This window comes from Rhodococcus sp. P-2 (assembly GCF_016598535.1).
Lineage (GTDB): Bacteria > Actinomycetota > Actinomycetes > Mycobacteriales > Mycobacteriaceae > Rhodococcus_F > Rhodococcus_F baikonurensis.
The window spans coordinates 3,884,994-3,909,707 of sequence record NZ_CP066779.1; the positions used below are offsets into that span (position 1 = coordinate 3,884,994).

General features: G+C 63.0%; 20 protein-coding genes and 1 pseudogene. 11 read left to right on the forward strand and 10 right to left on the reverse strand.

What is annotated here, in order from left to right; translation table 11 throughout:
- The first annotated feature begins 9 nt into the window (after positions 1-9).
- Positions 10-447, forward strand: coding sequence for a DUF2867 domain-containing protein (locus I7X09_RS18445; RefSeq protein WP_200313243.1), 438 nt, complete (start codon positions 10-12; stop codon positions 445-447).
- Here I7X09_RS18445 and I7X09_RS18450 read toward each other — a convergent pair whose 3' ends face one another.
- From I7X09_RS18450 to I7X09_RS18460, 3 genes are read right to left on the reverse strand one after another with little or no spacing between them, the layout of a single operon-like run.
- A complete protein-coding gene (locus I7X09_RS18450; protein ID WP_200313244.1) occupies positions 448-2,076 on the reverse strand; it encodes a cation:proton antiporter in 1,629 nt (542 codons plus the stop codon).
- Between the two features lie 39 nt (positions 2,077-2,115).
- Positions 2,116-2,781, reverse strand: coding sequence for a YoaK family protein (locus I7X09_RS18455; RefSeq protein ID WP_124567166.1), 666 nt, complete (start codon positions 2,779-2,781; stop codon positions 2,116-2,118).
- A 14-nt stretch (positions 2,782-2,795) separates the two neighbouring features.
- A complete protein-coding gene (locus tag I7X09_RS18460) occupies positions 2,796-4,349 on the reverse strand; it encodes an MBL fold metallo-hydrolase (protein WP_200313245.1) in 1,554 nt (517 codons plus the stop codon).
- 244 nt (positions 4,350-4,593) lie between these two features.
- Between I7X09_RS18460 and I7X09_RS18465 the strand changes: the two genes are divergently transcribed.
- Entirely contained in the window at positions 4,594-5,571 is a 978-nt protein-coding gene (locus tag I7X09_RS18465; protein ID WP_095972266.1) for an ABC transporter substrate-binding protein, read from the forward strand.
- Positions 5,572-5,573: 2 nt separating this feature from the next.
- On the opposite strand, the gene I7X09_RS18470 is transcribed toward I7X09_RS18465, so the two are convergent.
- Entirely contained in the window at positions 5,574-6,452 is an 879-nt protein-coding gene (locus I7X09_RS18470) for an alpha/beta fold hydrolase (RefSeq protein ID WP_124567169.1), read from the reverse strand.
- Between the two features lie 114 nt (positions 6,453-6,566).
- Here I7X09_RS18470 and I7X09_RS18475 point away from each other — a divergent pair, with 114 nt between their 5' ends.
- A complete protein-coding gene (locus I7X09_RS18475) occupies positions 6,567-8,507 on the forward strand; it encodes an AfsR/SARP family transcriptional regulator (RefSeq protein WP_200313246.1) in 1,941 nt (646 codons plus the stop codon).
- A gap of 10 nt (positions 8,508-8,517) precedes the next feature.
- Here I7X09_RS18475 and I7X09_RS18480 read toward each other — a convergent pair whose 3' ends face one another.
- The 4 genes from I7X09_RS18480 to I7X09_RS18495 all read right to left on the reverse strand — a co-directional run bounded on the left by I7X09_RS18480 (position 8,518) and on the right by I7X09_RS18495 (position 13,218).
- Positions 8,518-10,095, reverse strand: a complete 1,578-nt coding sequence (locus I7X09_RS18480; RefSeq protein WP_200313247.1) for a carboxylesterase/lipase family protein — start codon at positions 10,093-10,095, stop codon at positions 8,518-8,520.
- Between the two features lie 26 nt (positions 10,096-10,121).
- Complete coding sequence (locus I7X09_RS18485; RefSeq protein ID WP_200313248.1) at positions 10,122-10,799, reverse strand: GAP family protein; 678 nt, start codon at positions 10,797-10,799, stop codon at positions 10,122-10,124.
- Positions 10,800-10,873: 74 nt separating this feature from the next.
- Entirely contained in the window at positions 10,874-12,562 is a 1,689-nt protein-coding gene (locus tag I7X09_RS18490; RefSeq protein ID WP_200313249.1) for a two-component system, sensor protein, read from the reverse strand.
- Positions 12,559-13,218 carry a response regulator gene (locus tag I7X09_RS18495; protein WP_166809926.1) on the reverse strand — a complete coding sequence of 220 codons (660 nt, stop codon included), beginning with the start codon at positions 13,216-13,218 and terminating at the stop codon, positions 12,559-12,561. Before I7X09_RS18495 ends, I7X09_RS18490 begins: the two co-directional genes overlap by 4 nt.
- A gap of 173 nt (positions 13,219-13,391) precedes the next feature.
- Between I7X09_RS18495 and I7X09_RS18500 the strand changes: the two genes are divergently transcribed.
- The 4 genes and pseudogenes from I7X09_RS18500 (at position 13,392) to I7X09_RS18510 (ending at position 19,830) form a co-directional block, all read left to right on the forward strand.
- A complete protein-coding gene (locus I7X09_RS18500; protein ID WP_200313250.1) occupies positions 13,392-14,852 on the forward strand; it encodes an MFS transporter in 1,461 nt (486 codons plus the stop codon).
- Between the two features lie 182 nt (positions 14,853-15,034).
- A pseudogene (locus tag I7X09_RS29680) lies at positions 15,035-15,112 on the forward strand (hypothetical protein); the annotation flags it as partial.
- Positions 15,113-18,325, forward strand: coding sequence for an ATP-binding protein (locus tag I7X09_RS18505; protein ID WP_325100588.1), 3,213 nt, complete (start codon positions 15,113-15,115; stop codon positions 18,323-18,325).
- A 119-nt stretch (positions 18,326-18,444) separates the two neighbouring features.
- Positions 18,445-19,830 (forward strand): FAD-binding oxidoreductase, encoded by a 1,386-nt coding sequence (locus I7X09_RS18510; RefSeq protein WP_200313251.1) that lies wholly within the window; start codon positions 18,445-18,447, stop codon positions 19,828-19,830.
- Here the strand turns inward: I7X09_RS18510 and I7X09_RS18515 are convergent.
- On the reverse strand, positions 19,811-21,139 hold the full coding sequence (locus I7X09_RS18515) for a diacylglycerol/lipid kinase family protein (RefSeq protein ID WP_200313252.1): 1,329 nt from the start codon (positions 21,137-21,139) through the stop codon (positions 19,811-19,813). The two genes, I7X09_RS18510 and I7X09_RS18515, sit on opposite strands and share 20 nt — an antisense overlap.
- A 143-nt stretch (positions 21,140-21,282) precedes the next feature.
- Here I7X09_RS18515 and I7X09_RS18520 point away from each other — a divergent pair, with 143 nt between their 5' ends.
- Genes I7X09_RS18520 through I7X09_RS18535 form a run of 4 tightly spaced genes read left to right on the forward strand, consistent with a single transcriptional unit; the run spans position 21,283 to position 23,258 of the window.
- Positions 21,283-21,717 (forward strand): hypothetical protein, encoded by a 435-nt coding sequence (locus I7X09_RS18520; protein WP_200313253.1) that lies wholly within the window; start codon positions 21,283-21,285, stop codon positions 21,715-21,717.
- Entirely contained in the window at positions 21,714-21,977 is a 264-nt protein-coding gene (locus tag I7X09_RS18525; protein ID WP_124567178.1) for a hypothetical protein, read from the forward strand. Before I7X09_RS18520 ends, I7X09_RS18525 begins: the two co-directional genes overlap by 4 nt.
- Positions 21,965-22,609 (forward strand): TetR/AcrR family transcriptional regulator, encoded by a 645-nt coding sequence (locus tag I7X09_RS18530; protein WP_124567179.1) that lies wholly within the window; start codon positions 21,965-21,967, stop codon positions 22,607-22,609. The genes I7X09_RS18525 and I7X09_RS18530 overlap by 13 nt, the downstream gene beginning before the upstream one ends.
- Positions 22,610-22,619: 10 nt before the next feature.
- Positions 22,620-23,258, forward strand: a complete 639-nt coding sequence (locus I7X09_RS18535; RefSeq protein WP_200313254.1) for a DUF5701 family protein — start codon at positions 22,620-22,622, stop codon at positions 23,256-23,258.
- On the opposite strand, the gene I7X09_RS18540 is transcribed toward I7X09_RS18535, so the two are convergent.
- Positions 23,255-24,688, reverse strand: coding sequence for an amidase (locus I7X09_RS18540; RefSeq protein WP_095972381.1), 1,434 nt, complete (start codon positions 24,686-24,688; stop codon positions 23,255-23,257). The genes I7X09_RS18535 and I7X09_RS18540 overlap by 4 nt on opposite strands.
- Between the last annotated feature and the right edge of the window lie 26 nt (positions 24,689-24,714).

Genomic DNA, 24,714 nt, shown 5'->3' on the forward strand with positions numbered 1-24,714 from the left:
GAGGACGAAATGACACTCGCTTTCAAGGCCATGCCTGCACCGGACTGGGCAGAAGCCACCACGATCACCATCCCGTCTGTTCCGACCCATACCTCCGAGGAGTGGGCGCAGGCAGTCTTCGACGTCAAGAATGTCCCCGCGCCAGTCCTCGCGATGTTCTGGCTCAGGGAGCGGGTAGTCGGACTGCTCGGCATCGCCCAGGGACGCCCAGACACCTTTGCCGTCGACAAGATCGCCGACGGCGAGGCCCTCATCGAAGCGGACGAGAAACACCTACGATTCGTCGCCTCGGTTCAGGCCGACAACGACGCCGGTCTCCTGCACGTCGTCACTGCAGTGGAGCTGAAGAACCGCGCAGGCCGAGTCTACTTCGCACCCGTTCAGGTACTGCACGGCGTGATCACGCGGGCAATGATGACGTCCGCACGAAAGAGACTGTGCACGTGATCAACCGTCCGGACCGCCCTTGAGTTCCAGACTGATCTGATCGGCATCCAGCGCGGCAAGTGCCGATCCGAGCATCCGGGCGTCAAAGAGCCCGTCGTCCCGCGCATCGAGGAGCGCTTGACGCTGGGCGTCGATCACGTCGAGCTGGGTCGTCTTCTTCGACTGCCCTTCCGGTGGAACGAAACCCGCAGAAGCATCCTCGAGGAGAGCGAGCAATCGTCGATGTTCGTCGAGTTCGGAACTGGTGAGGTCCTGGTCTGCCGGGCCGACCGCTACGACGACGCGCTTCAACGTCCCGCCCTGCAGTATCAATGAGCCCGCAGCCACCAGGAACGCAACCAAGATCAGGAGTGAGCGGCTCGGGGTGTCTTCCGGAAGAGTCTGCGCGGCAGCCAGAGTGACCGCTCCGCGCATACCGGCCCAGATGACGATCGTGCCTTCACGCCATCCCAGAGGCGCGGCAAGGTAGTAGTCGATATCGGCAACCGTCCGCCGAACCCGAATCTTGAACCGTTCCATCTGATTCGCCGAAGGCTCCCGACGCCTACTGCGGCGTCGTTCGTCCGGTGGGTAGTCCTCGGGATTGTCGAGGCGATTCGCGATGTCGGAGAGTCTGGGCTTCATGCGTTCTCGAAACTTCGCCCGTGCTTGGAGTGCTCGCAGGAGCGGGGCCACGTACAGAGCCCGCACCAAGATCGTGAGGAACAGTGCACCCGCCGCCACGAACACCGCCGTGGATATGCCCTCGTGGTCGACCCGGACGTCGTCGACTATCGACGAGAGTTCGAGGCCCATCACCAGGAAGATCGCACCTTCGAGGACCAGTTCGACTGTGCGCCAGTTCTGGGAGTCCGACAACCGATGACTCGGCGACAGCTTCCGGGGAGCGTCGTAGCCGGTGACGAGCCCGGCCACGACGGCAGCGACCAACCCTGACGCACCCAACTCTTCGGCGGGGATCGCCGCCAGAAACGGCACCGTGAACGAGATGACCGTGTTGACCGTCGAGTCGGTGACACGGGCGCGAACCATCAGGTTGACCTTGCCGACGACCACACCGATGACCGCTGCCACGACCACGGCAAAAGCGAACTTGCCCAACACACTCCACAGCGACACCGACGCGGCCGCCCCGGCGATGGCAGTACGCAGCAGAACCAGAGCGGTGGCGTCGTTGAGCAGGCTTTCGCCTTCGAGGATCGACACCACCCGCGGCGAGACCGGGAGTTTCTTGACGATGGACGTAGCGACGGCGTCTGTCGGGCTCACGATCGCGCCGAGTGCAATGCCCCACCAGATGCCGAGTCCTGGTATCACCCAAGAGAAGAACGCACCGAGAACAAGCGCACTCACCACCACGAGCAGAACGGAGAGCCCACCGATAGCACCGAACTCACGCCGAAATTCCATCGACGGCATCGAGACCGAGGCGGAGTAGAGCAGCGGCGGAAGCACACCTGCCAGAATCCATTCCGGATCGATGTCCACCGCGGGGACAAAAGGTAAGAGGCTGACAACGATCCCGGCCATCACCAGAATCAGCGGTGCTGCGACTCCGATCCGTGCTCCGAGCGTCGAGGCCGCGACGATACCGAGCAGACCGAGCACCACGATGATCAGAGCATCCACTGCTTCCCCCCACACCCCGGATTTTGTGTCTCGCTCTTTCTACACCTGCGCCGGCGCCGGGGGCGAGACCTGCCAGGCGACGGCGATCAGAACAACCGTGAATGCCGATGCAGGCCACAGAGCGTGAAGACCGATCCATCGATGAACCAACGCACCGATTACCGCTCCGGCGATCAATCCCGCGCACATCCCGAAGTGTTGCAGCCACGCCCACTTCGGGCCGCCCAGGAAGGCTCCGGTCAGACGCTGGCCCATCTTGACCAGCGCACCGGTCATGTACGTGACGCCGATCGTCACCTCGCCGTCGCGCTGGAACACCGAGTTGACGGCTCCCATTGCCAAAGCCATTGCCGAGATCGCGCCGGGGGTGACGTCGAGGCTGCTCATCACCGAACCGATGGCAAGCAGCCCGGCCACAACCGCGAGCACCGTGACCTTGCGAGCCCGGACGGAATAGCGCTCCGTGAAGTGGGTGACGACGGTTCCCAGCGCGATTCCCAGGAGGAAGAGCACGATGATCCCGCCGGCCACCCGCGCGGTCGACCACACCCCGTCCGCAAATGCGACGCTCGCCTGCGTCATGTTTCCGCTCATGAACGAGACGAAAGGCCCTCCGAGCGTGATGAATCCGAGCGCGTCGACGTAACCGGCCAGCCCGGCGAGCGCTGTCGCCAGGCCGATCAGCGACCTGCTGTATCCCGTCACCCGACGAGCTCGGTTCAGCTCAGCTTGCTGGTGCGCAACTCGTGACCCTTGGACGTCTTGCAGCGGCCGGTCTCGAGATCCCACTGCCAGCCGTGCAGATCGCAGGTGAGGTTGGTGCCGTCGACGACACCGAACTTCGACAGGTCGGCCTTGAGGTGGGGGCAACGACGCTGAATCTCGTACCCGCCCAACTCGATCGACGCGCTGTCGTCGTGGGCCTCGGCGAACCAACCGTCGGCGTAGGCGATGCGTTCGTCGGTGAGGCACTTGAAGAACGTGTAGAGGAACTCGTTGTAGCCACCGATGCGCCACGCCGTGAACCGCGTCGACAAGAAGATGGTGTTGACCCAGTCGGGCTCGTCGTCACGCAGAACAGTGCGAACCAGTTCGGGAGCGATGCGGAAGCCGTAGCGGTACTTGCCTTCTCCGTCGATGGGCTCGCGAACGATCCGCTTCGGGAAGTCGAGGACGACGGTCTCCTCCCCCATCACGAGTCCGACGGGGTAGCCGATTCCGTCGCAGATGAGATCGGACTGAGCCATGATCGGCTCGAACTTGGCCTTGAGACCTTCGAGCAGCGGCTCGCCTTCCGCCGGAGCCCACGTGGCTTTCTGCGCGGCGATGACCGGTGCCATCTTCTGAGCCATCTTCTCGATGTATTCGGCCTTGTTCGAGAAGATCTTGTCGACGTCCGCGTCCGGGATGGGATGCGTCAGGGCGACCTTCTCGCTTCCCCGAAGTTCGACGGCCGAGCCGGGGATCATCAGCAGACCACGATCGTTGCCGTTGATGCGCATCTGCTCGAGGAACGTGATCTGGTCGGGGAAGATGTTTCCCTCGTCACCGTGATCGTCGTTGAGGTAGCGCAGGTCGTCGTCGAGGAAGACCGGAGGGCCGGCCGACGGGACAACCCAGGCAGCGTCGACCTGGGAGATGTAGTTGCGGCAGCGGTCCATGCCGCGCTGACGCTTCTGCTTGCCGAAGTTGCGCTTGGTGCCCTTCGGGATGTCGTAGACCATCGGGTACCAGATCGCGCCCGAGTACTGCAGCAGATGGATGTCGACCTTCCCGAAGGCGTCGGTCAACGGGTCGAGGTCGACGGGCCTGGCGTCGTTCATGTTGAAACAGGTGGTTTCCCCGTCCGAGACGACGAGGCCCGAGTCACCGATCGGACCGTCCGCGGGAGCGCGTAGAGCGATGATCATGATGTCGAGGTCGCCCTTGGGGCCACTGACCGTGTGCTTGACGGAATCCTCGGTCTCGAAGAACTTGTGGAAGCCGAGCTTCTCGAGCTCACGCTTGAGGTCCGGCACCGGGTAATCGGGGAGCAGGACGGTGGCGTCCTTGTTGACGTGCGCGATCAGATTCTTCGGATCGAAGTGGTCCTTGTGCAGGTGCGAGACGTAGAGGTAATCGCAGTTGCCGAGCGCGTCCCAGTCCAATTCGGTGTTGTCGGGGAACGGCACCCAGGACGCGAAATACGTCGGGGTCACCCATGGATCACACAGGATGGATCCGGCCTCTGTCTGGATGTGAAATCCTGCGTGGCCGACGCTGGTGATCTGCATTGCAACCTCCGAAATCGTACTGCTGGTCAACTCAGCATAGTCGGCGCGATCAGGGCCAAATCGCGATCGAGGAGGCGGTCGGTTGTGACGTCATGCACGTCAGAGGTCGAAAGTGGGTTGTGGATCAGACCGGCCGGTGACGCGGACAACACTCCCTGCGCTGGCGTGTTCGCCGTATTTCTTGGCGCTCGCGGGAGCTGTTTCAGCATTCCCGGAGACAGCCTCTAAGGCTAACCTAACAAGCATGACTCGACTCCTTTCTCCCTCCACGACCGATCGCGACTACTGGGCGATCGTGGACAACCTGACGCGACGCGGTTTCTTCGGCGTCGGCGCGGGCGTCGCTGCGACCGCGTTTCTCGCGGCCTGCGGCAGCACGGAAAGCTCGACGCCCGACAACGCGGAGACCTTCGAGTTCACGCGCGGCGACGAGAAGCTGATCATTCCCACGGACCCCCGGAATGTCGTTGCCCTCGATCCACGCGATGGCCTCGAATTGTCGATCCTCGCCGGATACCCGGTGACCGCCTACCCCACCGGCGCCGCCGAACACCTGCGCCGTGAGGTCCCGGATGCCACGGGTGTCGAGATCTTCGCCGAAGGTGCTTCGGATCCCAACTTCGAATACATCTCGACCCTCGGCGCAGACCTTCTCGTCCTCAGCGCCGGCTGGTGGGACACCGGGTCGTACGGCAACGACCGGATGCAGCAGATTGCACCGGTCCTCCCCGTCGGCAAGGACTTCACCCCGGAGTGGCGGAAGGTCATGTCGGACTTCCTCACCGGCATCGGGCGCAGCGATCGCGCCGAGGAAGTCCTCGCCGAGTACGACGCCCATGTGGCGCAGGTCCGCCCGACCGTCGAACCGCTGATGGCCGGCAAGAAGGTTGCCTTCGTTGCCGCCGCAGAGGATCAGATCGCGTGGTTCCAGAACGATTTCCGCACCGCCGTCGCCGAGGACCTCGGGTTCGAGGTGCTCCGTGAAGGCCCCGACCTCCGCGTGATGCTCGGGTCGGAGCAGTTCAACCGCCTCGAAGAAGCCGACGTCATCTTCGCCTTGGATCGCAGCGCCTCCGGCAGCGTGTACACCTCGCCGACGTGGCAGCGCCTGCCCGCCGCGCAGGCCGGTCGCGTCATTCCGTTCGACTACTACAAGGCCGCGGGATACGCCTTGACCGCCAAGGTCCTGGTCGACGACTTGGCTGCCGGGGTCAAGCGCTAGAACTACCTTTTCAGTAAGGTGCGGATCGTTTCGACCACTTCGGCAGGCGCCTCTTCTGCCATGAAGTGACCAGCGGACAGCGTGCGGTGTTCGAGATCGGGCGCCCACGCTTTCCACAGGGCCTCGGCGTCGTAGCCGAGCATCGAACCCCAGTCCTGCTGAATGACCGTGACCGGCATGTGCAGTTGGTTGCCCGCATCGCGATCGGCCTGATCGTGTTCGACGTCGATGCCTGCCGACGCCCGGTAATCGGCAACGATCGACGGCACCGCCTCCCGTGAGGCGCGCAGGTATTCGGCCCGCACGTCTGCCGGAATCGCTTCGCGGTTCTGCGTCCACACGTCGAGAAAGTACTCGAAGAATGCGTCGGCGCTGGCGCTGATCATCTGCTCGGGGAGACCGGGTGGCTGAGCCATGAGATAGAGATGAAATGCCACAGCAGCGTTCGATCCGTGCAGGATGTCCCACATATCCAAGGTGGGGAGCACGTCCAGCGAACCGAGCTGCGTGATCACGTTCGGATGATCCAGCCCCGCTCTGACGGCAACCAGTGCGCCACGATCGTGGCCGACGAGGGCGAACTTCTCGTGTCCCAATTTCCTCGCCACCTCGACGATGTCGGCAGCCATTGTTCTCTTGGAGTAGGTGTCCGGGTTTTCCTCGACCGGTTTGTCGCTGGCCCCGTATCCGCGGAGATCCGGGCAGATGACGGTGTGATCCGACGCCAATGCAGTGGCTACGTGACGCCACATGAGGTGAGTCTGGGGGAAGCCGTGCAGAAGGACGAGTGGTGTTCCGCTTCCACCGACCGCGACATTGAGTCGCACGCCGTCCGTGGCGGAAATCTGCTGGTAGTCGAAGTCTGGGATGGTGATCGTCATCGGTTGCTCTCGTTCGTCGGGGTGATGGCAAGTCGGGGTGATGGCAAGTCGGGGTGATGGCAATCAGCTTCGCCGCAGTCGATGAGCATTCGATGAGCGCGATAGCGTGGGGAAATGCGAGACCACACAGCTATCGGAGTTCTCGGACCCGTGGTCGCGTGGAACGATTCGTCAGGGTTGATCGATCTGAAGGGCCCACGACACAGAGCGGTCCTCGCTCGTCTGATCATCGCCCGGGGACGTGTCGTTCCGGTGGACGTGATTGTCGACGACCTCTGGGTCGATCCTCCGGCCGGGGCGACCAGCGCAATACGTACGTTCGTTTCCGCACTGAGGCGCTCACTCGAGCCGGATCGTGCGCCGCGAACGAAGCCGAAAGTCATTGTCACCGACGGGCCTGGCTACGCCTTTCATGCTGCACCCGACGCCGTCGACGCCTGGGAATTCGAAAGACTGGTTCGTGAAGCCACCCACTCGACGCCCGCGCAATCACTCGAACTGCTACGAACCGCGCTCCAGTTGTGGCGAGGACCGGCGTACGCGGAGTTCACCGAAGAACCTTGGGCTCGATCCGAGCGGTCACGCTTGGAGGAACTGCGTCTGACTGGTGTCGAAGGCTTGGCATCCGCGCTCCTCGATCTCGGGCGAACCGCCGAAGCAATTCCCGAACTGGATGCCCACGTGACGGAACACCCTTGGCGCGAGGATGGTTGGCGGCTACTCGCTCTCGCGCTGTACCGCACCGACCGTCAAGGCGATGCTCTGGCAGTCATCCGTCGGGCACGAAAGTTACTCGCCGAAGAGTTGGGTATCGATCCCGGTCCACGACTGACCGATCTCGAGTCCGACATTCTCCGCCGCGAGACTCACCTGAATCCTGTAGCAGCAGAACAGATCTTCGCTCAGGTTTCGGCAGCGTACGACCGGACCGTAGCGGCAGGATCGAAATCGAGATTGGAGTCCACAGTCGGCCTCCTCCGAAGTCTGGCAGTTGCGGGTGGAAGCGGACTGGAGACTGCCCGAAACCAGCGACTGACCATCATCGGCGCCGCTGAACAAGTGGACGATGTCGAACTCACCGCACGGATCATCGGCAACTACGACGTGCCCGGAATCTGGACACGATCCGACGATCCTCGGCAGGCTGCGCAGATCGTCGAGGCCGCTCAGCGCACCCTCGATCGACTTCCGGTCGGCAACGAACTCGCTCGGGCCAGACTGTTGGCAACAATCGCACTCGAATCGCGCGGACTATCCGGTCATCGCGGACTCGAATATGCCCGTGCTGCAGTGCAGATCGGTCGCGCTCTCGATGATCCAGGGCTCCTGGCCTTCGCTCTGAACGGGTTGTTCATGCAGACGTTCTGGACTACCGGTCTGGCCTCTGAGCGCGACGGTATCGGTCGTGAACTGGTAGACCTCTCCGTTCGACACGGCTTGTCCACCTTCGAGATCCTCGGCCATCTGATCCGCATGCAAGCCCTCAGTGCACTGGGGCAATTCGATGCAGCAGAGCTACACGCCGAGACGGTTGATCGATTGGCCGGACGTCACGAGCGACCGTTGGCAGCGGTGTTCACCACCTGGTTTCGCGCTATGCGTACTGCCGCTACCGGCGCGGAAGCGGCGCACTGCGAGAAGCTGTACGAAGCTGCGGCGGTGAACCTTTCCGATTCCGGTATGCCCGGCCTCGAGGACGGCATACTCCCTCTCGCAATTCTCGCCCTCCGCGTATGGAGGGGACTGCCGGCGGCTTTCGACCCGACTACGCAGTGGGGCCCGTACGAACCTTGGGCCCGGCCGCACCTCCTTCTCGCGCAAGGGCAGGTCAGCGAGGCCGCCCGGGCAGTCGAGGCAATGCCGGACCCACCCAAAGACCTGCTCTCCGAGGCACTGTGGTGCCTGACTGCCGCAGCGGCCACTGCAGTCGGCGACCGTCGAGTCGAGGAGCGTGCGCGAGCGGCACTCCTACCTGCCGCCGCCGAAATAGCCGGCGCCGGAAGTGGAATGCTCACTGCGGGTCCCGTCTCGCACTATCTCACCAAACTGCAGTAGACCGGAACCATCAGGTGAATGCGATCACCGTGTCACCCCACGCCTCCCGGATCTCGCGGTCGAGATCAGCGACGACGGCGTCGTGCTTGTCGATCAACAGTGTCGAGCGTGTGTCGGTGCCATAAGTGGGCCACCCCGGAGCCGTACCCAGTTCGCGATCGGACTCGGACTCGTAATCACCTGCAGCTCTGGCGAAATCCAGCCACCTCGTCTGCATACGCTCCGATACATGACGCGCCGCGCTCAGTCCTCCCAACTTGTAGGTGATGTCCCGTGCTCCGTGGTTGATGTTGCCGAAGACGTAGGCGAGTTCGGTACCGTGCGTCGCACCGATCTTCAGCGCCCTGAGCATCGGCGGCGCGTAGTCGAAGCGGTACAACCATGTCGGCGCAATCTTGCTGTGCGCCTCGGCAATCCACAAGGTCGGCAGACGGAATCCGAAGTCACGGGTCAACCCGAGACCGGCACCGAGCTTGGACAGTCCCGAATACGCACCTTCGATCTGAGAATGATCGGGCAACTCGAGCCCTGGATGCTCGTCGGCGATCTCTGCGAACATCGACGTGATCACGACGGGATCGATCGGCATCAACGGCGACTTCATCATCCGGAAGAGCGAAGACTCGTCCTTGTTGGTTCCGATGATCAGCGGAATTGGGTGTGCGTTGCCGTGACGGAACGCTCGCACCGGGTAGTCGGGGAGCAGATCACCGTCGACGATCGGTGCGAACGCCAGAGTTCCCGGTGTCTCCTGCGGAACCCGTGCGAACAGTTCGTCCGAAGGCCCGAGAAGGTCCTCGGCGGCAGTGGTTCGCAACAGCCCCAGATCGGCCTCGCCGCCGCTGAAGATCTCGAGAAACAGCTTCGCGACGATCTCGCCGCGTTCACTCCCGTACACCGAAGTGGCGGGCGAACTTTCGGCGATGGCGCGATGAAACAATCCGCGGGCGGACGGGACGGTCATCAGCGTCGTCACGGCGCCGCCGCCTGCCGACTCACCGAACAGCGTCACTCGATTCGGGTCACCACCGAAGGCTGCGATGTTGCCTTGAACCCATTGCAGCGCTGCAATCATGTCGCGGAGAGCGACATTGGGCTCGAAGGTATGTTCACTCGAATTGAAGGACGAGAAGTCGACGAAGCCGAAAACACCGATACGGTAGTTGATCGAGACGACGACAACGTCACCGTTCTCGGCCAATGTGGTTGCGTCGAAAAGTGGTTGGCTGGATGCTCCGCGGAAGTACGCTCCGCCGTGAATCCAGACCATCACCGGTTTACCCGGCGCATCCGCACCGACCGGGCGCGGCGCCCACACGTTGAGGAACAGGCAGTCCTCGTCCATCGGAACGTTCTCACCGAGCGGAATCATCGCGAGTCGACTTTGCGGCTCACACGGCCCGAATTCTGTTGCGTCCTGAACCTCGGTCCACGGCTGCGGCGGAACCGGCGCGCGAAATCGCAGTGGACCGACAGGGGGTGCCGCGTAACGAATCCCCTTCCAACTCGACACCGAGCCTTTCGTCGATCCTCGAACCGGCCCGTACGTTGTCTCGACTACCGGCGCTTCGCTGGGTGTGATCGTCATTCGATTTCTCCTCGAAAACAAAGTGGCTACTTCGACAGGGCTTCGACAACGTGCGAGAGTTCCAATGCTGCCAGCATCAGGAACAAAACGGTCATGATTGCCGCATTGTGGTGGATCAGAGTGCTTTTGGTGGAGCTCAGCGCATCGGTCACCTTCGCTGAGGGCACGGCAGCCAAGGCAGACAACACGATCAAGGCAATCGACGCTCCGGCCGCGAACAGTACCGAGTACGCGATCACCGTTATCCAAGTGAAGTGCCCGCCCCCGATGATCGAACCTGCCTTGAGTTCGAGCGGCAGGTTCTTCGCGTTGGGTACGGTCAGCAACAGTCCCAGGACGGCAGCTTTGGCCGGTTGCATCGAGTCGATCTGCGCCAACCACGACGGCATCGCCGGCTCGGCATCGTCTTTCGGGCGGCTACGCCAACTCGAGTACGCGAGCGCCAGGAAACCGACGGTGAACACAACGGCGAACAACGTCTGGACGGTATGCGCGCCGCCGCTGGACTTCGATTCCACTCCGGTGGTGGAGAGTGCCGTGGCTGCCGTAACCGCAGCTGCAGCCAGGAGGATGCTCGCGGTGTACGCGAAAGCATTTGCCTTCGCCCGAGCCGACAGCAGGATCGCGATGATCGCAACCAGAGGAATCGGGCTGATGACGACGCCAGTGGCGAGTGGGATGAGCTGCGCGGTAATCGATTCCATTTCTGCGACCGTACAAGTCGCAAATCCGGCCACTGGCGAAATGTTCGGTCTCCACGACATTGCCACTCACGGTGTCACAGAAGCACGGCGGTGAGAACCACCTGGTCTTCCTCTTCGACAAGTTCGAGGGACGTTACCGTACCGGCGAGCGATTCAAGCCCGATCCCCGAATCCCGTGCCGCCGGCAGCCGACCCGGCGAACTGATTCGCACTACTACAGCCCGAGCATCGGAAAGTGTCACCTCGAGGAAGACGGGCCCTTCTTCACCGTGTTTCACGGCGTTGGTCAGTCCCTCCGACAGGATCTCCACCACGCTGTCGAGCCGAGCGGAGCCTGATCCGATCACGGGCCAGACTTCGTCGTCGACGTGACTGACGAGCGGAATTGCGTAGCGCCACACCGTGACCAGATCATCGATGCGCTTTCGGGCATCGGAGTCAGCCGGCTGATCAGAAGACGCAGACAGGTCGCTTTCCAAGCCGTCGAGAATTCGGGCAATGGTCTCTGCAACATCGACACCGCTATCGGCCCCTGAAGTCCATGCGGCCGCTACGAGTTCGCTCTGAACCGACGAATGCAACAACCTGGCTAGTCCACGTCGGGTGTGCATGAGCTCGGAATGGATACGAGCTGCATCGAGCGCTTGCCGACTCAGGGCGCTGCGGAGTTGATGCTCCTCGTCCTGACGCTGCGTATCCGCAGCCCTGATCAGACAGACGGATAACGCAACCAACGGGTAGACGGCCATCGACGAGAGGTAGAAAGTAGGGACATAGCCGAACGCAAACAGGAGCAGACACGTCGCGGCACTGCTGATCAGCGCACTCGAGCAGTACACCGCGGCAAGAGTTGCAATCCGTCGTAGGGGGCCGTCTCCGTTCCGAACGATGCGCCGGGCGCACACATTGCCACCGACAAAGATCCAGAAACCGGCGCCGAGCTGGACCGCCGTGAACGTCACGCCGTAAGTCGCGAGCAGGTAGACGGTCACCAGTGCCGTGTACGCGAACACCGGTACGTACAGTGGCGCCGGTTCAACGCTGCGTACGACGCCGATCAGTCGATCTCTCGCCGTCAGCCGCACACCCGGCGTCGGTGATTCGATCGGGGGAATCTCCCGGAACAGTCGATGACTCATCGGGCGAACCACGTCGTCGGAGATTCGCTTCAAGAGAGCGGCCCCTCGCACTCCCTCGAGTTCCGTTTCAGCAACCGTGTGCATGACTGTCTCGATACTGCGCTCGAGCTCTCTCCGACACTGCGCACGGGTCTGGTCGAGGCGAAATCGATCGCGGGTCTCTTGGAGCTGGACGGCGGCCCCGGCAACCTTCAAACTCCGTTGCCGCGCGATGCGGTCACGGAGAGCACTTACCAGTACGGCGGTCAACGACAAGAAGACAACGCTGCACACGACGTTGAGTGCCACCCGGACGAGCATCGGTCTGGGGTCGACGGGGAGTTCGAGCGCGCGGGTGATCGCGTCGAGGACGAACGGGCGGATCGCGCCGATCACTGCGAACAGGGCCAGGGCTGCGAGCTGCGATCGGTGTGCTGCAAGGACAGCCCTCGCAATCAGCAGCATCACCCCGACAATGCAGTGGGTCGCACAGGCGCCGACTGCCATCACGCCGACCTCGCGCACCCCGGTACACAGGTAGTAGTTGGCCATCACGGTCACCGCGAACGGCAGCGTCAGAATCCAGGACCACGTGGTGACGATGTTCCGATCACCGAGTCGAAGCCACCACTCCCGCGGGTTCACACCGAGTCGGTCACTTCGGGTACACCGAAATGGCGGATGAATATGCTCGCAGCAAGCACTCTCGGATTGGTGGACGAATCGTGCGTCAATCCCAGGCTCTCGAGAGTGCGCGCGATGAGCTTCTCCACCCCTCGGATCGAGGACCCGCGATGCGCCGCGATCGCCCTGTTCGACCAGCCGAGCGAGATGTAACGCAGAAGATCGAGCTGTGATCTGGTGAGGCTCGACAAAGCGGAATCCGGATCACTCCCGAGCGTCGGTGGCTCGGTTTCCGTCAACGCGGCCTCCACTACGCCGATCAACTGATCCGCCGACTTGACAGCCGCTTTGTCCACGAACAGCGATTTCGGCGGCACACCCGCAGAACCTGGCGCTGTCGATGCGTTGGGGTAGTTCGTCAGGAACACGATCGCGCAATGCGGAGCCTTCACCGTGACGATATTCGCGAGATCGACGCCGTTCGGCCGCACGCCAAGGTCGATGTCCGTGACCAAGAGGTCAGGATCGAAACCGTCGAACTCCGTGAGCGCTTCGACCGCCGATCCGGCCGTATGGACCACGAACCCGGCGTGTGTGAGCGTGTCACCTACGAGCGCACGCATCAGTGGTTGGTCTTCCACCACCAACACCCGTCGCACCCACTGGCTGGTCTCCATGACCAGAGATTAACCGTTGGGAGAGTGCGCATTCGACCGAACGGGTAGTGACCGATCCCGAGTAACACGGCAGTTATCGACCATGTGGGTTCCAAGCATTTCGCCCGATATGTCCCAAGCGTCGGAGCGCAGGGTGTTCCGAGTACACACCCCTTCGACCATCAGGACGGGCCATGACCGCACCGATCACCACGAAGAACACCGCAGTACGGAACACCGCAGTACGCCGAGCCACTCTGCTGGCAGTGTGCGTGAGCACCGCGATGCTCATGCTCGACATCGCCGTCGTCAACACCGCCCTGCCATCGATCGCATCCGATCTCGACACCGGTGTCAGCGCCCTGCAATGGGTGATCGACGCGTACACGCTGGCATTGGCGACCGTGGTTCTCAGTGCCGGATCGTGGGCAGACCGACGGGGTCGACGCCATGTCTTCATCATCGGCATTCTGTGGTTCACCACGGCATCTCTGTTCTGCGCGCTCGCGCCGAACATCTGGGTGCTCGATCTCGCGCGGGCCGCTCAGGGCATCGGCGGTGCCGTACTCTTCGCCTGCTCACTTGCTTTGCTGGCGGACGTGTTCGCGAAGGGCCCGCAGCGCGCAACGGCTTTGGCTGCCTACGGCGCCACGATCGGTGGCGCGTTTGCCGTCGGCCCATTGGTCGGCGGACTACTCACCGAGTTCTTGGATTGGCGCGCAATCTTTTTGATCAATGTTCCGATCGGGTTGATCACCCTGGCGCTGACGGTGCGGTGGGTTCCGGAATCACGCGATCCTCGACCTCGGGGCGCGGACGTGCTCGGGCAGATTCTGGTGTCCACCGGCCTGGCAGCTCTGGTGTTTGGTTTGTTACGCGGCAACGAGGCCGGGTGGTTCGAGCCGCAGCCGGTAATCGCCGCAGTGATCGCCACCGCTGCCCTGATCGGTTTCTACCTACACGAGCTTCGTACCACCGAGCCCATGCTGCCCCCGCATCTGCTCGCCAATCGGGCCTTCGCCGGAGCGCAGATCGCAGCGTTCTCGATCTCCGCTTCCCTGTTCGCGGTCTTCGTCTACACGACGATCTACCTGCAGAACGTGCTGCATCTGTCCCCTGTGGACGCAGGCCTGGTGTATCTACCGGCGACGATAGCGATGTTCGTCGTCGCCGGTGGCACCGCGAAATTGGACGGACGCATCCCCGTCTCAGTCTCATTGACGTGTTCGCTACTACTCGTCTCCATCGGTCTGGTCATGATGACCGTCGTCGACGTGACCAGTTCGCCGCACGCGATACTTCCCGGATTTGTTGTCGCGTGTGTGGGGGCCGGGGTGTTCAACCCCGTCATGAGTGGGTTGGTTCTGGGCGAAAGCACTTCGAACCATTCAGGATTGGCCGCAGGGATCAACGACGCGTTCCGACAGACCGGCATCGCGGTTGGGGTTGCCCTGCTCGGTGCCTTCCTACCGGCGCAGTCGATACTGCCCGGCGGATCACCGGACGACTTTGTCAGTGGACTCCGATTGGCACTGTTTGTCGCTGCCTTCATCGCGGCTCTCGGTGCGTTGGTCTGTGCGGCGACGCTGCGCACTACCAGGGTCAACCAGACTCTTTCCGAGGAATCCGAGCAGGTGTTGACGAGAACTAGTTGACCGTTTTGTCCTGCATGTATGAATTTCACTCCTTAGAATCGAACCGTCCTGCGTCCGCAGGTACGAGGGGAAACGGATGATCTATCGACTGCTCGGGCCGTTGGAGGTCGCACGCGGGCCGGCGACGAGCGACGTGATCGATCTGGGCCCTCGAAAACAAACGATCGGTCCTTGCCGTCCTACTGCTCAACCGTGGTCGCGTCGTCTCCACCGACCGCCTGATCGATGCTCTCTGGCACGACGACGCACCGGCGAGTGCGATGGCAAGCATCCAGGCGTACATCTCCAACCTGCGCCGAGCACTGCGCGTCGAAACCGGTACGGCGTCACCGATAGTGCGTCAATCGCCTGGCTATGTCCTCGACGTCGCTCCGGCAGACGTCGATCTGTCGGTGTTTCTCGACGACGCCGAAACCGCGCGACAACACGCTGAGAACGGACGGTGGCAGGAGGCATTGACGACCGCTGACCGTGCCCTCGCCTCGGTCCGGGGGCAGCTTCTGGACGACCTGAACGACGCGCACTGGGTGGAGGTGGAAGCCGCAGCCTTCGAGGAAGTGCGGACCGAGTGCCGGGAGACCCGGATAACGGCGCTTCTGGCTCTCGGGCGCCTGGCACCCGCGCTGGTCGAAGCTGCTCAACTCTGTAGCGAGTACCCGTTCCGCGACCGGACCTGCTGGCTCCGAATGGTTGCCCTGCATCGGGCGGGTAGGTCACCGGAAGCCTTGGAACAGTTTCGATTACACGCGTCTCGGCTCGACGCCGAGCTGGGACTGGAGCCCGGCGGGGAGCTGACAGCACTGCAAGGCGCGATCCTGCGCCACGAACCGGGATTGGCCGCTTGGCCGCGCACTCCGGGATGGACGGGAGCCGAACAAGTTCCGGTCCCGACTTCACCCCCAGCGGTAGCAGCCATATCCGAGACTGATTCCTCACGCTTGTTCGTCGGGCGCGAGGACCAGACGGTCGTCGCCGACAAGATGTTCGACGACGTTCGCCGGGGCTCGCCTCGCTGGTTGATCTTGACCGGCCCCGCCGGTATCGGGAAGACACGATTAGCCGAGGAGTGTTCGACAAGAACAACATCCATCCAAGGAGCCGCCGTATGGGCACGTTGTCCGGAGGACGACGGAACACCGCCGTGGTGGCCGATCCGCCGACTGGTTCGCGAACTCGGTGTCGACGCCGACGTCGTACTGACGCCGCCGACCGGCGCCGATCCGGACGCGGCGAGATTCGCCGTCTACGAACGGGTGCGCACCACCATCGAAGCCGCGGCGACAGATGCACCGTTGACCGTCGTCATCGACGACATTCAATGGGCTGATCCCACCTCACTTCGTTGCCTGACCTATCTGGTCGGCGCAATGACCAGTGCCAGCGTCTGGTTCGTGTCGACGCTCCGAGACTCGGAAGTCGTTCCGGCAGTGCGCAAGTTCGAGGAAGCCGTACTCCACGGCGAAGGAAACCGAACCATGATTGTGCCGGCGCTCGCGCAGGCCGAGGTTGCAACACTCGCAAAGTGTGTCTCCGGGGACACGCTCGACGACGCGGAGGCGCGAACCCTGGCGGAACGAACCGGCGGCAACCCACTGTTCGTCTCGGAGTACGCCAGGCTTCCGAAGAACGAGCGACTCGGCGACAGCATCCCCCTCGCGGTTCGGTCTGTCCTCGGTCGCCGGCTTTCCGCAGTGGAACCGGCAGTGTTGCAAACTCTTCAGGTTTCCGCAGTTATCGGCGACGGCATCGAGGTGTACACGCTCGCCGCAGCCACCCGTCTCGATGTCGACACTCTCGCCGATTATCTCGACGCGGCTGCTGATGAACGAATCATCGTCGCGGACTCGGCAAACGGCGGTTACGTCTTTGCTCATGGCCTTCTCCGAGACGAAGTCCTCGAAGCGATGCCCACGCTTCGTCGCCGGCGGATACACGCCCGAGTTGCCGAAGTGCTCGAACACTCTTCCGATCCGGACCGGCTGAGCCGCCGCGCGCAACATCTGATGTCTGCACTTCCCCTGGTCGATCCACTCGTTGTTCTGGAGGCGTGCACGGCTGCGGCGCAGGACGCAACCGATCGTTGGAGTTCCGAAACTGCAGCCGAGTGGTGGGAGGCCGCGGTCCGCGCGTTCGACCTACTTCCGGCATCCCGGCAATTGGCCGCCGATCGGGATGACCTGCTGGTGGCCAGAGTCGAGGCTCTTGCCCGAGCCGGTCGAGGGCAGACGGTTCTCGACGTCGTCAATGCCGGTCTCCTCGAGGCTGTTCGGGAAGACCGAACTTCCGCAGTCGGGCGATTGGCAGGCGCACTACTTCGCGCAGCCGGAGCCTGGCCGTGGGTTTCGTACGGTCGTGATCCAGGGCCACTGCTCGAACGGCTCGCGGCGGTGGAGCCACTGATCGAGAACGACAGAGCAGCTCACGCAAGGGTTCTCGCTGCACTGGCGGTGGGCAGTTGTTACCACCCCGATGCCGAGATCCCGAATCGATGGAGTGCCCGCGCTCTCGACATCGCCCGCGAACTCGACGATCCAGATGTGATCGCCGACGCCTTGCTCGGACGGATTCTGCTTTTCTCCGGAGTCGCGGTGCACAGCGTCGAATCGATGCGCCTACTGCGCGAGCTTTTCGAACTGCCGCACCAACAATTGCGTGTCGACAGCGTCGTCGCACACGCCGTCGCGAGCATGACGGAGATGAATCTGGCCAATGTCGATGCCGCCGTCAAACACCTCAGGCAGGGGATCATCGGATGCGAGCTACTGAAGCTCCCGGTGGTTCGCGTCCAATTACGCTGGATGGAAGCAACTCTCGCCGAATGGCACGGAGACTTCGCGCAAGCCCGGCGGCAGTACGAGACGGCCAGGCAAATCCACCTGCAAACGGAGCTGTACACGGCAGGTAGCGCAGACCTGGCGTTCAACACATTGGAATGGGAGCGAGGTGCGTTGGCAGAATCCGACCCTGGTGTGGTGGAACCTGATTCGTGGATCATCGCCATCGACGCCGCCCGAGGCGAGCTCGAGGCCGCTTCTGAAGGCATCAGGAAGTGGCTGATCAATCGTGGGCCGCAGACATGGACAACACTCGGGCACCAGACACTACTCGCACGGATCGTCGCAGATCTGGAGTTGGTCGACTACGCCGACACGTTCATCGACCTTCTCGAGCCGCACACCGGCCGCATCGCAACGGTAGGCCATGTCGGCGAACTGGGCTCGGTCGCCGAAGCCTCCGCACGATTACATGCCCTGCTGGGTCGCATCGAGCAGGCATCGACTCTTCTGGATCGGGCCGAGAAGGTCGCCGGCGGTTCCAGAGGAGCACCGACACTGCTGCGATGCCGACTGCTGCGGGCCCAACTTCGGGAGCCGTCGACCGAGCGTGAACGGGAGCTGACGGAGGTTGCGACGGAATCGGAGGCACTCGGCATGCTCGGTGTAGCTGCCCGGGCGCGATCGACAACGCCCTGAACAGCAAAAAAAACGTGCTTGGACAAAACTTGGATTCGTTCGAGTACGCACGTCAAGAACCACCCAAGCGCGTTCGGACATCCTTCCCTTGACCGAAGACGGATGAGGAAAGGAAAGCCATGAACCTTCAGACCCCCACGCTCGACGCCGCGGCCGAATCACTGCGCGCAGAGGTGACCGGCTCCGTCGCCCTGCCGGGTGAAACGGGATACGAGTTGGCGACTCCGTGGAATGTTGCGGTCCCGGTCACTCCCGGTGCCGTGGTGGCTGTCGAGAACGCGCAGGACATTGTTGCGACTGTGCGATTCGCGGCGAAGCTTGGCCTGCGCGTCGGTGTTCAGCGCACCGGCCACGGCGCGGTACCCCTCGGCAACGACGTTCTGCTCGTTCACACCGGCAGGCTCACGGAGTGCGTCATAGATCCCGAAAACCGCACTGCCCGAATCGGCGCCGGCTTGATCTGGCAGGACGTCATCGACGCCGCCGCTCCCCATGGCTTGGCGCCCCTGGCAGGTTCTTCACCCACCGTCGGAGTCGCCGGCTTCCTCACCGGCGCCGGCATCGGCCCGATGGTGCGCACGTACGGACTGTCCTCCGATCACGTCCGTTCATTCGACATCGTCACCGGCAGCGGTGAACTCATTCATGTCACTCCCGACGAACATGCCGAACTGTTCTGGGGGCTACGCGGAGGAAAGGCCACTCTGGGCATCGTCACAACCATCGAGATCGACCTATTACCCATCACTCACTTCTACGGCGGCGCGCTCTATTTCGACGGCGCAGAAGCAAGCGTGGTTGCCCACGCGTGGCTGGATTGGTGCGCCGACTTGCCCGAACACAGCTCGACCTCGATTGCCTTTCTGCAACTTCCGCCCCTTCCACAGGTTCCGCCGCCGCTGGCCGGCAGGCTCACCTTCGCTGTCAGATTCGCAAGTCTTGCCGAGGAATCCGATGCCACGCCACTGATCGACCGAATCCGTTCAGTCGCAACACCCCTCATCGACGCAGTCGGCGTGCTTCCGTACGCCGCGGTCGGGGCAGTGCATGCCGATCCTGTCGACCCGATGCCGACGCACGAATCCACGGCATTGACCACCGACCTGTCACACGAGGCTGTCGACGCACTGCTGGCCGCTGCCGGCCCCGGGTCCGGTTCACCGCAAACAGTCGTCGAACTACGTCTTCTCGGGGGCGCCCTCGCACGAGAACCGAAGCACCGCAGCGCCTTCTGTCATCGCGATGCCGCTTTCACGTTGTTCACGGTCGGCGTTCTCGCCCCACCGATGTCGGACGCGGTTGTCCCACACGCCGAGGCACTCAGTCGCGCAATGGCGCCCTGGACGAACGGGTGCGCTCTCCCCAACTTCGCACCGAGCGTCGACCCGGAGAAGATCGCCCGCACCTACGACGAGGACACCGCTCACTGGCTCAGCGCATTGGCGAACACGCATGACCCACAGGGAGTTCTGGCCGTCGGCCAGGTCATGCGCCGGATTTCGTGAACTTCGCCAACTCTCGCAATCGGACCAGATCCCAGGCATGCCTGGGGCGGCGCACCCCGGGACGATCTTTCGGGACGCGGACGCGGAGTGCCTGCGGGCTGACCGTGCACCGAACCGGAGTGCGCATCACCAGAGCTTCGCCGTCGACGCCGACCGGAATCTCGTCGGTGTCGGCGTCGACGATCACCTCGAATCCGGTGCCCTGAGCCAGACCGTGTTGATGTGCCCGATGGAGCAACCCGACGGCCTGGCGGGCGCTGCCGACGGAGATCGCGACGATGCCGAGAGTGCCCCGGTCCAATCGCGGCCGATGGCCGAGCCCCGCCAGGTCGTTCATCTCGTACGGTCCGTTGCTGACCAGCACAGCCTGTGGGCCCACGGCAGACAGGCTCGCGGAGCGCGCGGTCAGCACCGCTCCCGCACGTCCGGCGAGCAGATCCGGGAGTTTCTGCAGAAAGGTGCTGGTCTTGGCGTCGCGGTACTCCGGACTCTGGACAACTTCGGCGTATGCCCCGAACGATGCGTTGTTGACGAAGGTTCGACCGCCGACATTTCCCAGATCCACGGTGACCTCGACGCCGTCGACAAGAGCGTCGAGGCACCGTGACGGATCGTCGAGGTCGAGACCCAGATCCGCGGCGAAATGATTGCGCGTCCCGGCGCTGACGACCAGGAAGGGCAGGTCGTGTTCGGCCGCAACAGCGGCAACCAACCCCTGAGTTCCGTCGCCACCGGCAACACCGAGTAGGTCGGCGCCGTCCGCGACCGCTTGCCTGGCCAGGGCCGTCACGTCGATCTTCTCCGGCCCCTCGAGCAGTGCGACCGTGGCTCCCCGTTCCTCGGCCTTGCGTTTCAAGTCGAACTTCTCGACCTTGCCACCGCCGGAGTTCGGGTTCATCACGAAGAACGGCTTGACGGGCGGCGGCGCCGGTCGCTCGACTACCGGCAGTTCCTTCTCCTCCCCCTCCAAAGCGGTGCGAGCGCAAATACCGGCTATGACGAACAACCCGATCGAGAGCAGCACCACCCACAGGAGTCGTTCTCGGACCAGGAAGGCGAGCACCACGATCGGTGTCAGAACCGCCACGGCCAACGAGATCCAGCGGAGGAATCCGCGGGTGGTCAGAAACCAGTACACCGCTACGACGCACACGACCACCCCACCGATCCCCAGGATCAGCATGGTCAAGGTTTTCAGTCCGGCGAAAATCAGGAGCACCACGACTGCAAGAACCAGCGCCGCAAATGCCGCACGTGCCAACCAACTCTGTTTCGACGAGGGCCGATCCGTGTGGGCAGGGGTCGTCATCGAACCACCTCCCCGCGATTGTCATTTCGGCCGGTACTTCGACGCTATCCCTTCGACGCAGGCCAGTCACCTACCGGAAGGAAACCCACTTTTCATGCGCTGATACTTTATGACGACACCTCGTCATAAAAAGGAGAAGGCCCGTGACAACACCGACGTCCGCAGCATGGGGATCCTCGGAGGAGCCTCTGACCCTGGCGCGGAAAGCCGGTCTTCACGGGCTGCGATGGATGGCCTGGCTGGCCGGCGCGACTGGCCTCGCACAATTGGTGTCGACCGGGCTGAACTTCACCGACACCGTCCGCGGAGTCGCGCCGGCCACCTACCCGACGGTGGACGTGGTGTGCAGTGTCGTGGCGCTCGTTCTTCTGGTCAGCCTGCTTGTCGGCCGACCCGACGGCCCCGCGATGTTGTCGGGTCTCGCCCTCCTCATGGCCATGCTGATGGCGCCGACTCTCCACAAACATGCACCCGAGTCGCTCTGGCTGGCGGCGGCACACGCCGTCGCGGTCGTCGCCGTCATCATGCTGTCCGTGATGACTTCGCGGTTCTCCAGTGCCGAGTTGGATCGGCCGTGACACCGGATTCACCCCTCGCGCTTGCGGCCGAAGAATGGATCACTGATCTGACTGCCGCGGAGATGGAGCGATTGCGCAAACGCACGACCCTCACCGCCGCCGAAGAGCAAGAGGTCTGTCGATCCGTGCGCTCGATCGCGCAGCAGATGATGCTCGTACCCGTCTCGATGTGGCAGGGTGATCCACGCCTTGTTGCGGATCTGTTCGACCTCCCCGTGACCGTGAATCAGACACAGGAGGAACGACCATGCCGAAGCTGACCGGTGGCGCGACAACTGCGGAGCACAAGATTGCTACCCGAGAAGCCATGTTGGACGCGTTCATTCACGAACTTCACGAGCAGGGCTGGCAGAACGTGAAGCTGCAGACCGTGGCTCAGGCAGCCGGCGTCTCGCGGACAGCGGTGTACAACTACTTCCCCGACAAATCTGCATTGCTGCTTGCGTGGTCCACCCGCGAGATGGATAGATTCCTGCTCCTGGCCGAACGAGAACTCGCGGATCGCGAGAATCCTGTCGACCGAATCGAGATCCTCGTCAAACTGACACTCGTCGAGTTCTCACTGCAGCGATTCACGGGAATCGCTTTGGCCGAATTGTTGTCAGCGCAGGATCGCGAAAACTTCCTCGAACATATTGTCCCCCTGTCTGATCTGGTCGAACAACTCGTCCAGGAAGGTATCGACGCTGGCACTTTTGTCGATTCGGACGCCGGCGCTACGGCGCAACTCATCCTCGCCTGCGTGGAGAGCCGACGGCCGATGCTCATGGCCGGTGACCGAGTGGACAGCGTCGTGGCAACCACCGTCCCGTTCATCATGCGCGCGTTGGGCGTCTCGTGGCCGACTTCCCTCACCGCCGATCCCACCGATCGGCCTGCTCACGATCGGTAGGATCGCAGGTATGCACTTCGACCTCCCGCCCATCGATCAGCAGGCCGAGCGATTGATCGAACTCGGGGTACACGAAATGGCCGGACTTTCTGCGGGCGACGTCAGGGCAGCCGCCGCAGCCGGACAGGGCGATGTGGGACTGCTTACCGTGCACGAAAGACTCGCTCCAGCTTCTGTTTTGGCTTCACTGCTCGAACACAAGAACAAGCGGGGCTTCATCGTCGTCGACATGGCCGACGTCGATCTGTTCGCTCCTACCGAGCCTGCCGCGTTGCCTGACACCGCAATGTATCTGCTCGGTGAAGTCGACCGCGGGGATCACCTGGCCAATTGGAGCCCGGACGAAGCACTGCCTGCAATCGTCGAGGCGGACCGGACGCCGCTGACACTCACCGAAGGCATCCACTGGCTGCTGCAGCGCCCCGACATCCTCGAACGCGGAAAGTGCTTCATGACGATCGGTTCCCGGTTGCGCAAGCCCGATGGATCTTTCGACACCAGGACTCCCGCCGTGTGGATCAGCAACGGAACCGGTCGCGACGGCAAAGACAACCGCAACGCCCCGAAGGTCGGGTGGTGTTGGTGGGGCAACCGCCACACGTGGTTGGGGTTCGCATCGGCGAGCGACCGGATACCGCTCCCGAACTAGAGCACGGTTGCGCGGTCGAATCGGTACCGATCCTTCCACGGCATCTCGGCCTCGAGCATTGCAGCAGCAGAGAGCAATTCCGCGTCGCAACCCCACTTCGCCGAAATCATCACACCGAGCGGAACGCCGTCTTCCGTCCAACCGAGTGGCAGACTGATCGACGGGAAACCGGTTGCATTGGCGACGACGGTGTTTCCGGTGAATGCAACCATGTCGATCAATTCGGTCGCGGGATCTTCGTCGTTGCGCAACTCCCCGATCGCGAGCGGAGGCTTCGTCACCGTCGGGGTGACTACAAGGTCGGCGTCGGCGTAGTCGAGGCTCCATCGCCGCGCCCAGGCTTGAACAATTCCGATTGCCGCGGCCAGATCGCCCGACGGCACCCCGCTTGCTTGAACTCGCAAGTGCTGCACTATCGGACGGAGAAGGTGCTCGTACTCCTCCGGGATCGGCTTGGTGCCGGCCAAGGACGAGAACATCTTAACGAACGCATCGACGAAAACATCATCGCGGGCTTGAGGTCGCTCGAACACGTTGTGCCCCAGGCTCTCCAAAACACTGCCGACCTTCGATACAGCGTCCGAGAGTTGCGGATCCACGACTCCGCCGGAGACCGATCCATGCGCTAGAGCGACGGTCAAGGGCCGAGCGCGCACTCCCCCAGCCTGTACGACGAACTCTTCGAACGACTTCGGCCGCGCCGGGTGGATAGTTCCGGCGCCAGGTCGCGTCGCCAGAACGTCCAGCAGCGCAGCGGTATCGCGAACCGTCCGGGCGATCGGCCCTTTGCTCGCAAATCCGAAGTTGTCATGCCCCGCCACGCCCATCGTGATCAAACCGCGGCTCGGCTTGAGGCCAACCACTCCGCACGTACTCGCCGGAGAACGCAACGACCCCGCCGTGTCGCTTCCCTGCGCAAACGGAACCAGACCAGCTCCGACGGCGGCTGCGGCGCCACCACTGCTGCCGGCAGCACTTCGTGTGCGATCGAACGGACTGCGGGCAGGCGGAGCAACTTCCGGCTCGGTGTAACAGGCTGCCCCGAACTCGGGCACCGTCGTCTTACCGATGTCGATCAGTCCACCTTCTCGGATCGCCTCGACGATCTCGTCGTCAGCGTCCGGCACGAAGTCGCGAAAGAGCGCCGATCCGAAGGTCGTGCGAATGCCGCGAGTAGCGTCAAGGTCTTTGATTGCCGTCGGAACGCCGAACAGGCGCGGAAGGGGCCCGGCGTCCCGCTCGTCCAACCTGCGCTGTGCTTGTTCGGCGAGGGCGACTGCGTGCTCCCCGGCGATCGTCGTGAAAGCACCGACGTCGTCGGAAGTGGTCGCACGGTCGACGAAGTACCTGGTGACTTCGGGAATCGAGACCTGCTTGGCGGCGATCACACCGGCAAGTTCGACGGCGGACAGTTGGTGGAGATCAGTCATCGGGCAGCGCTCCTCGTAGGTCAATA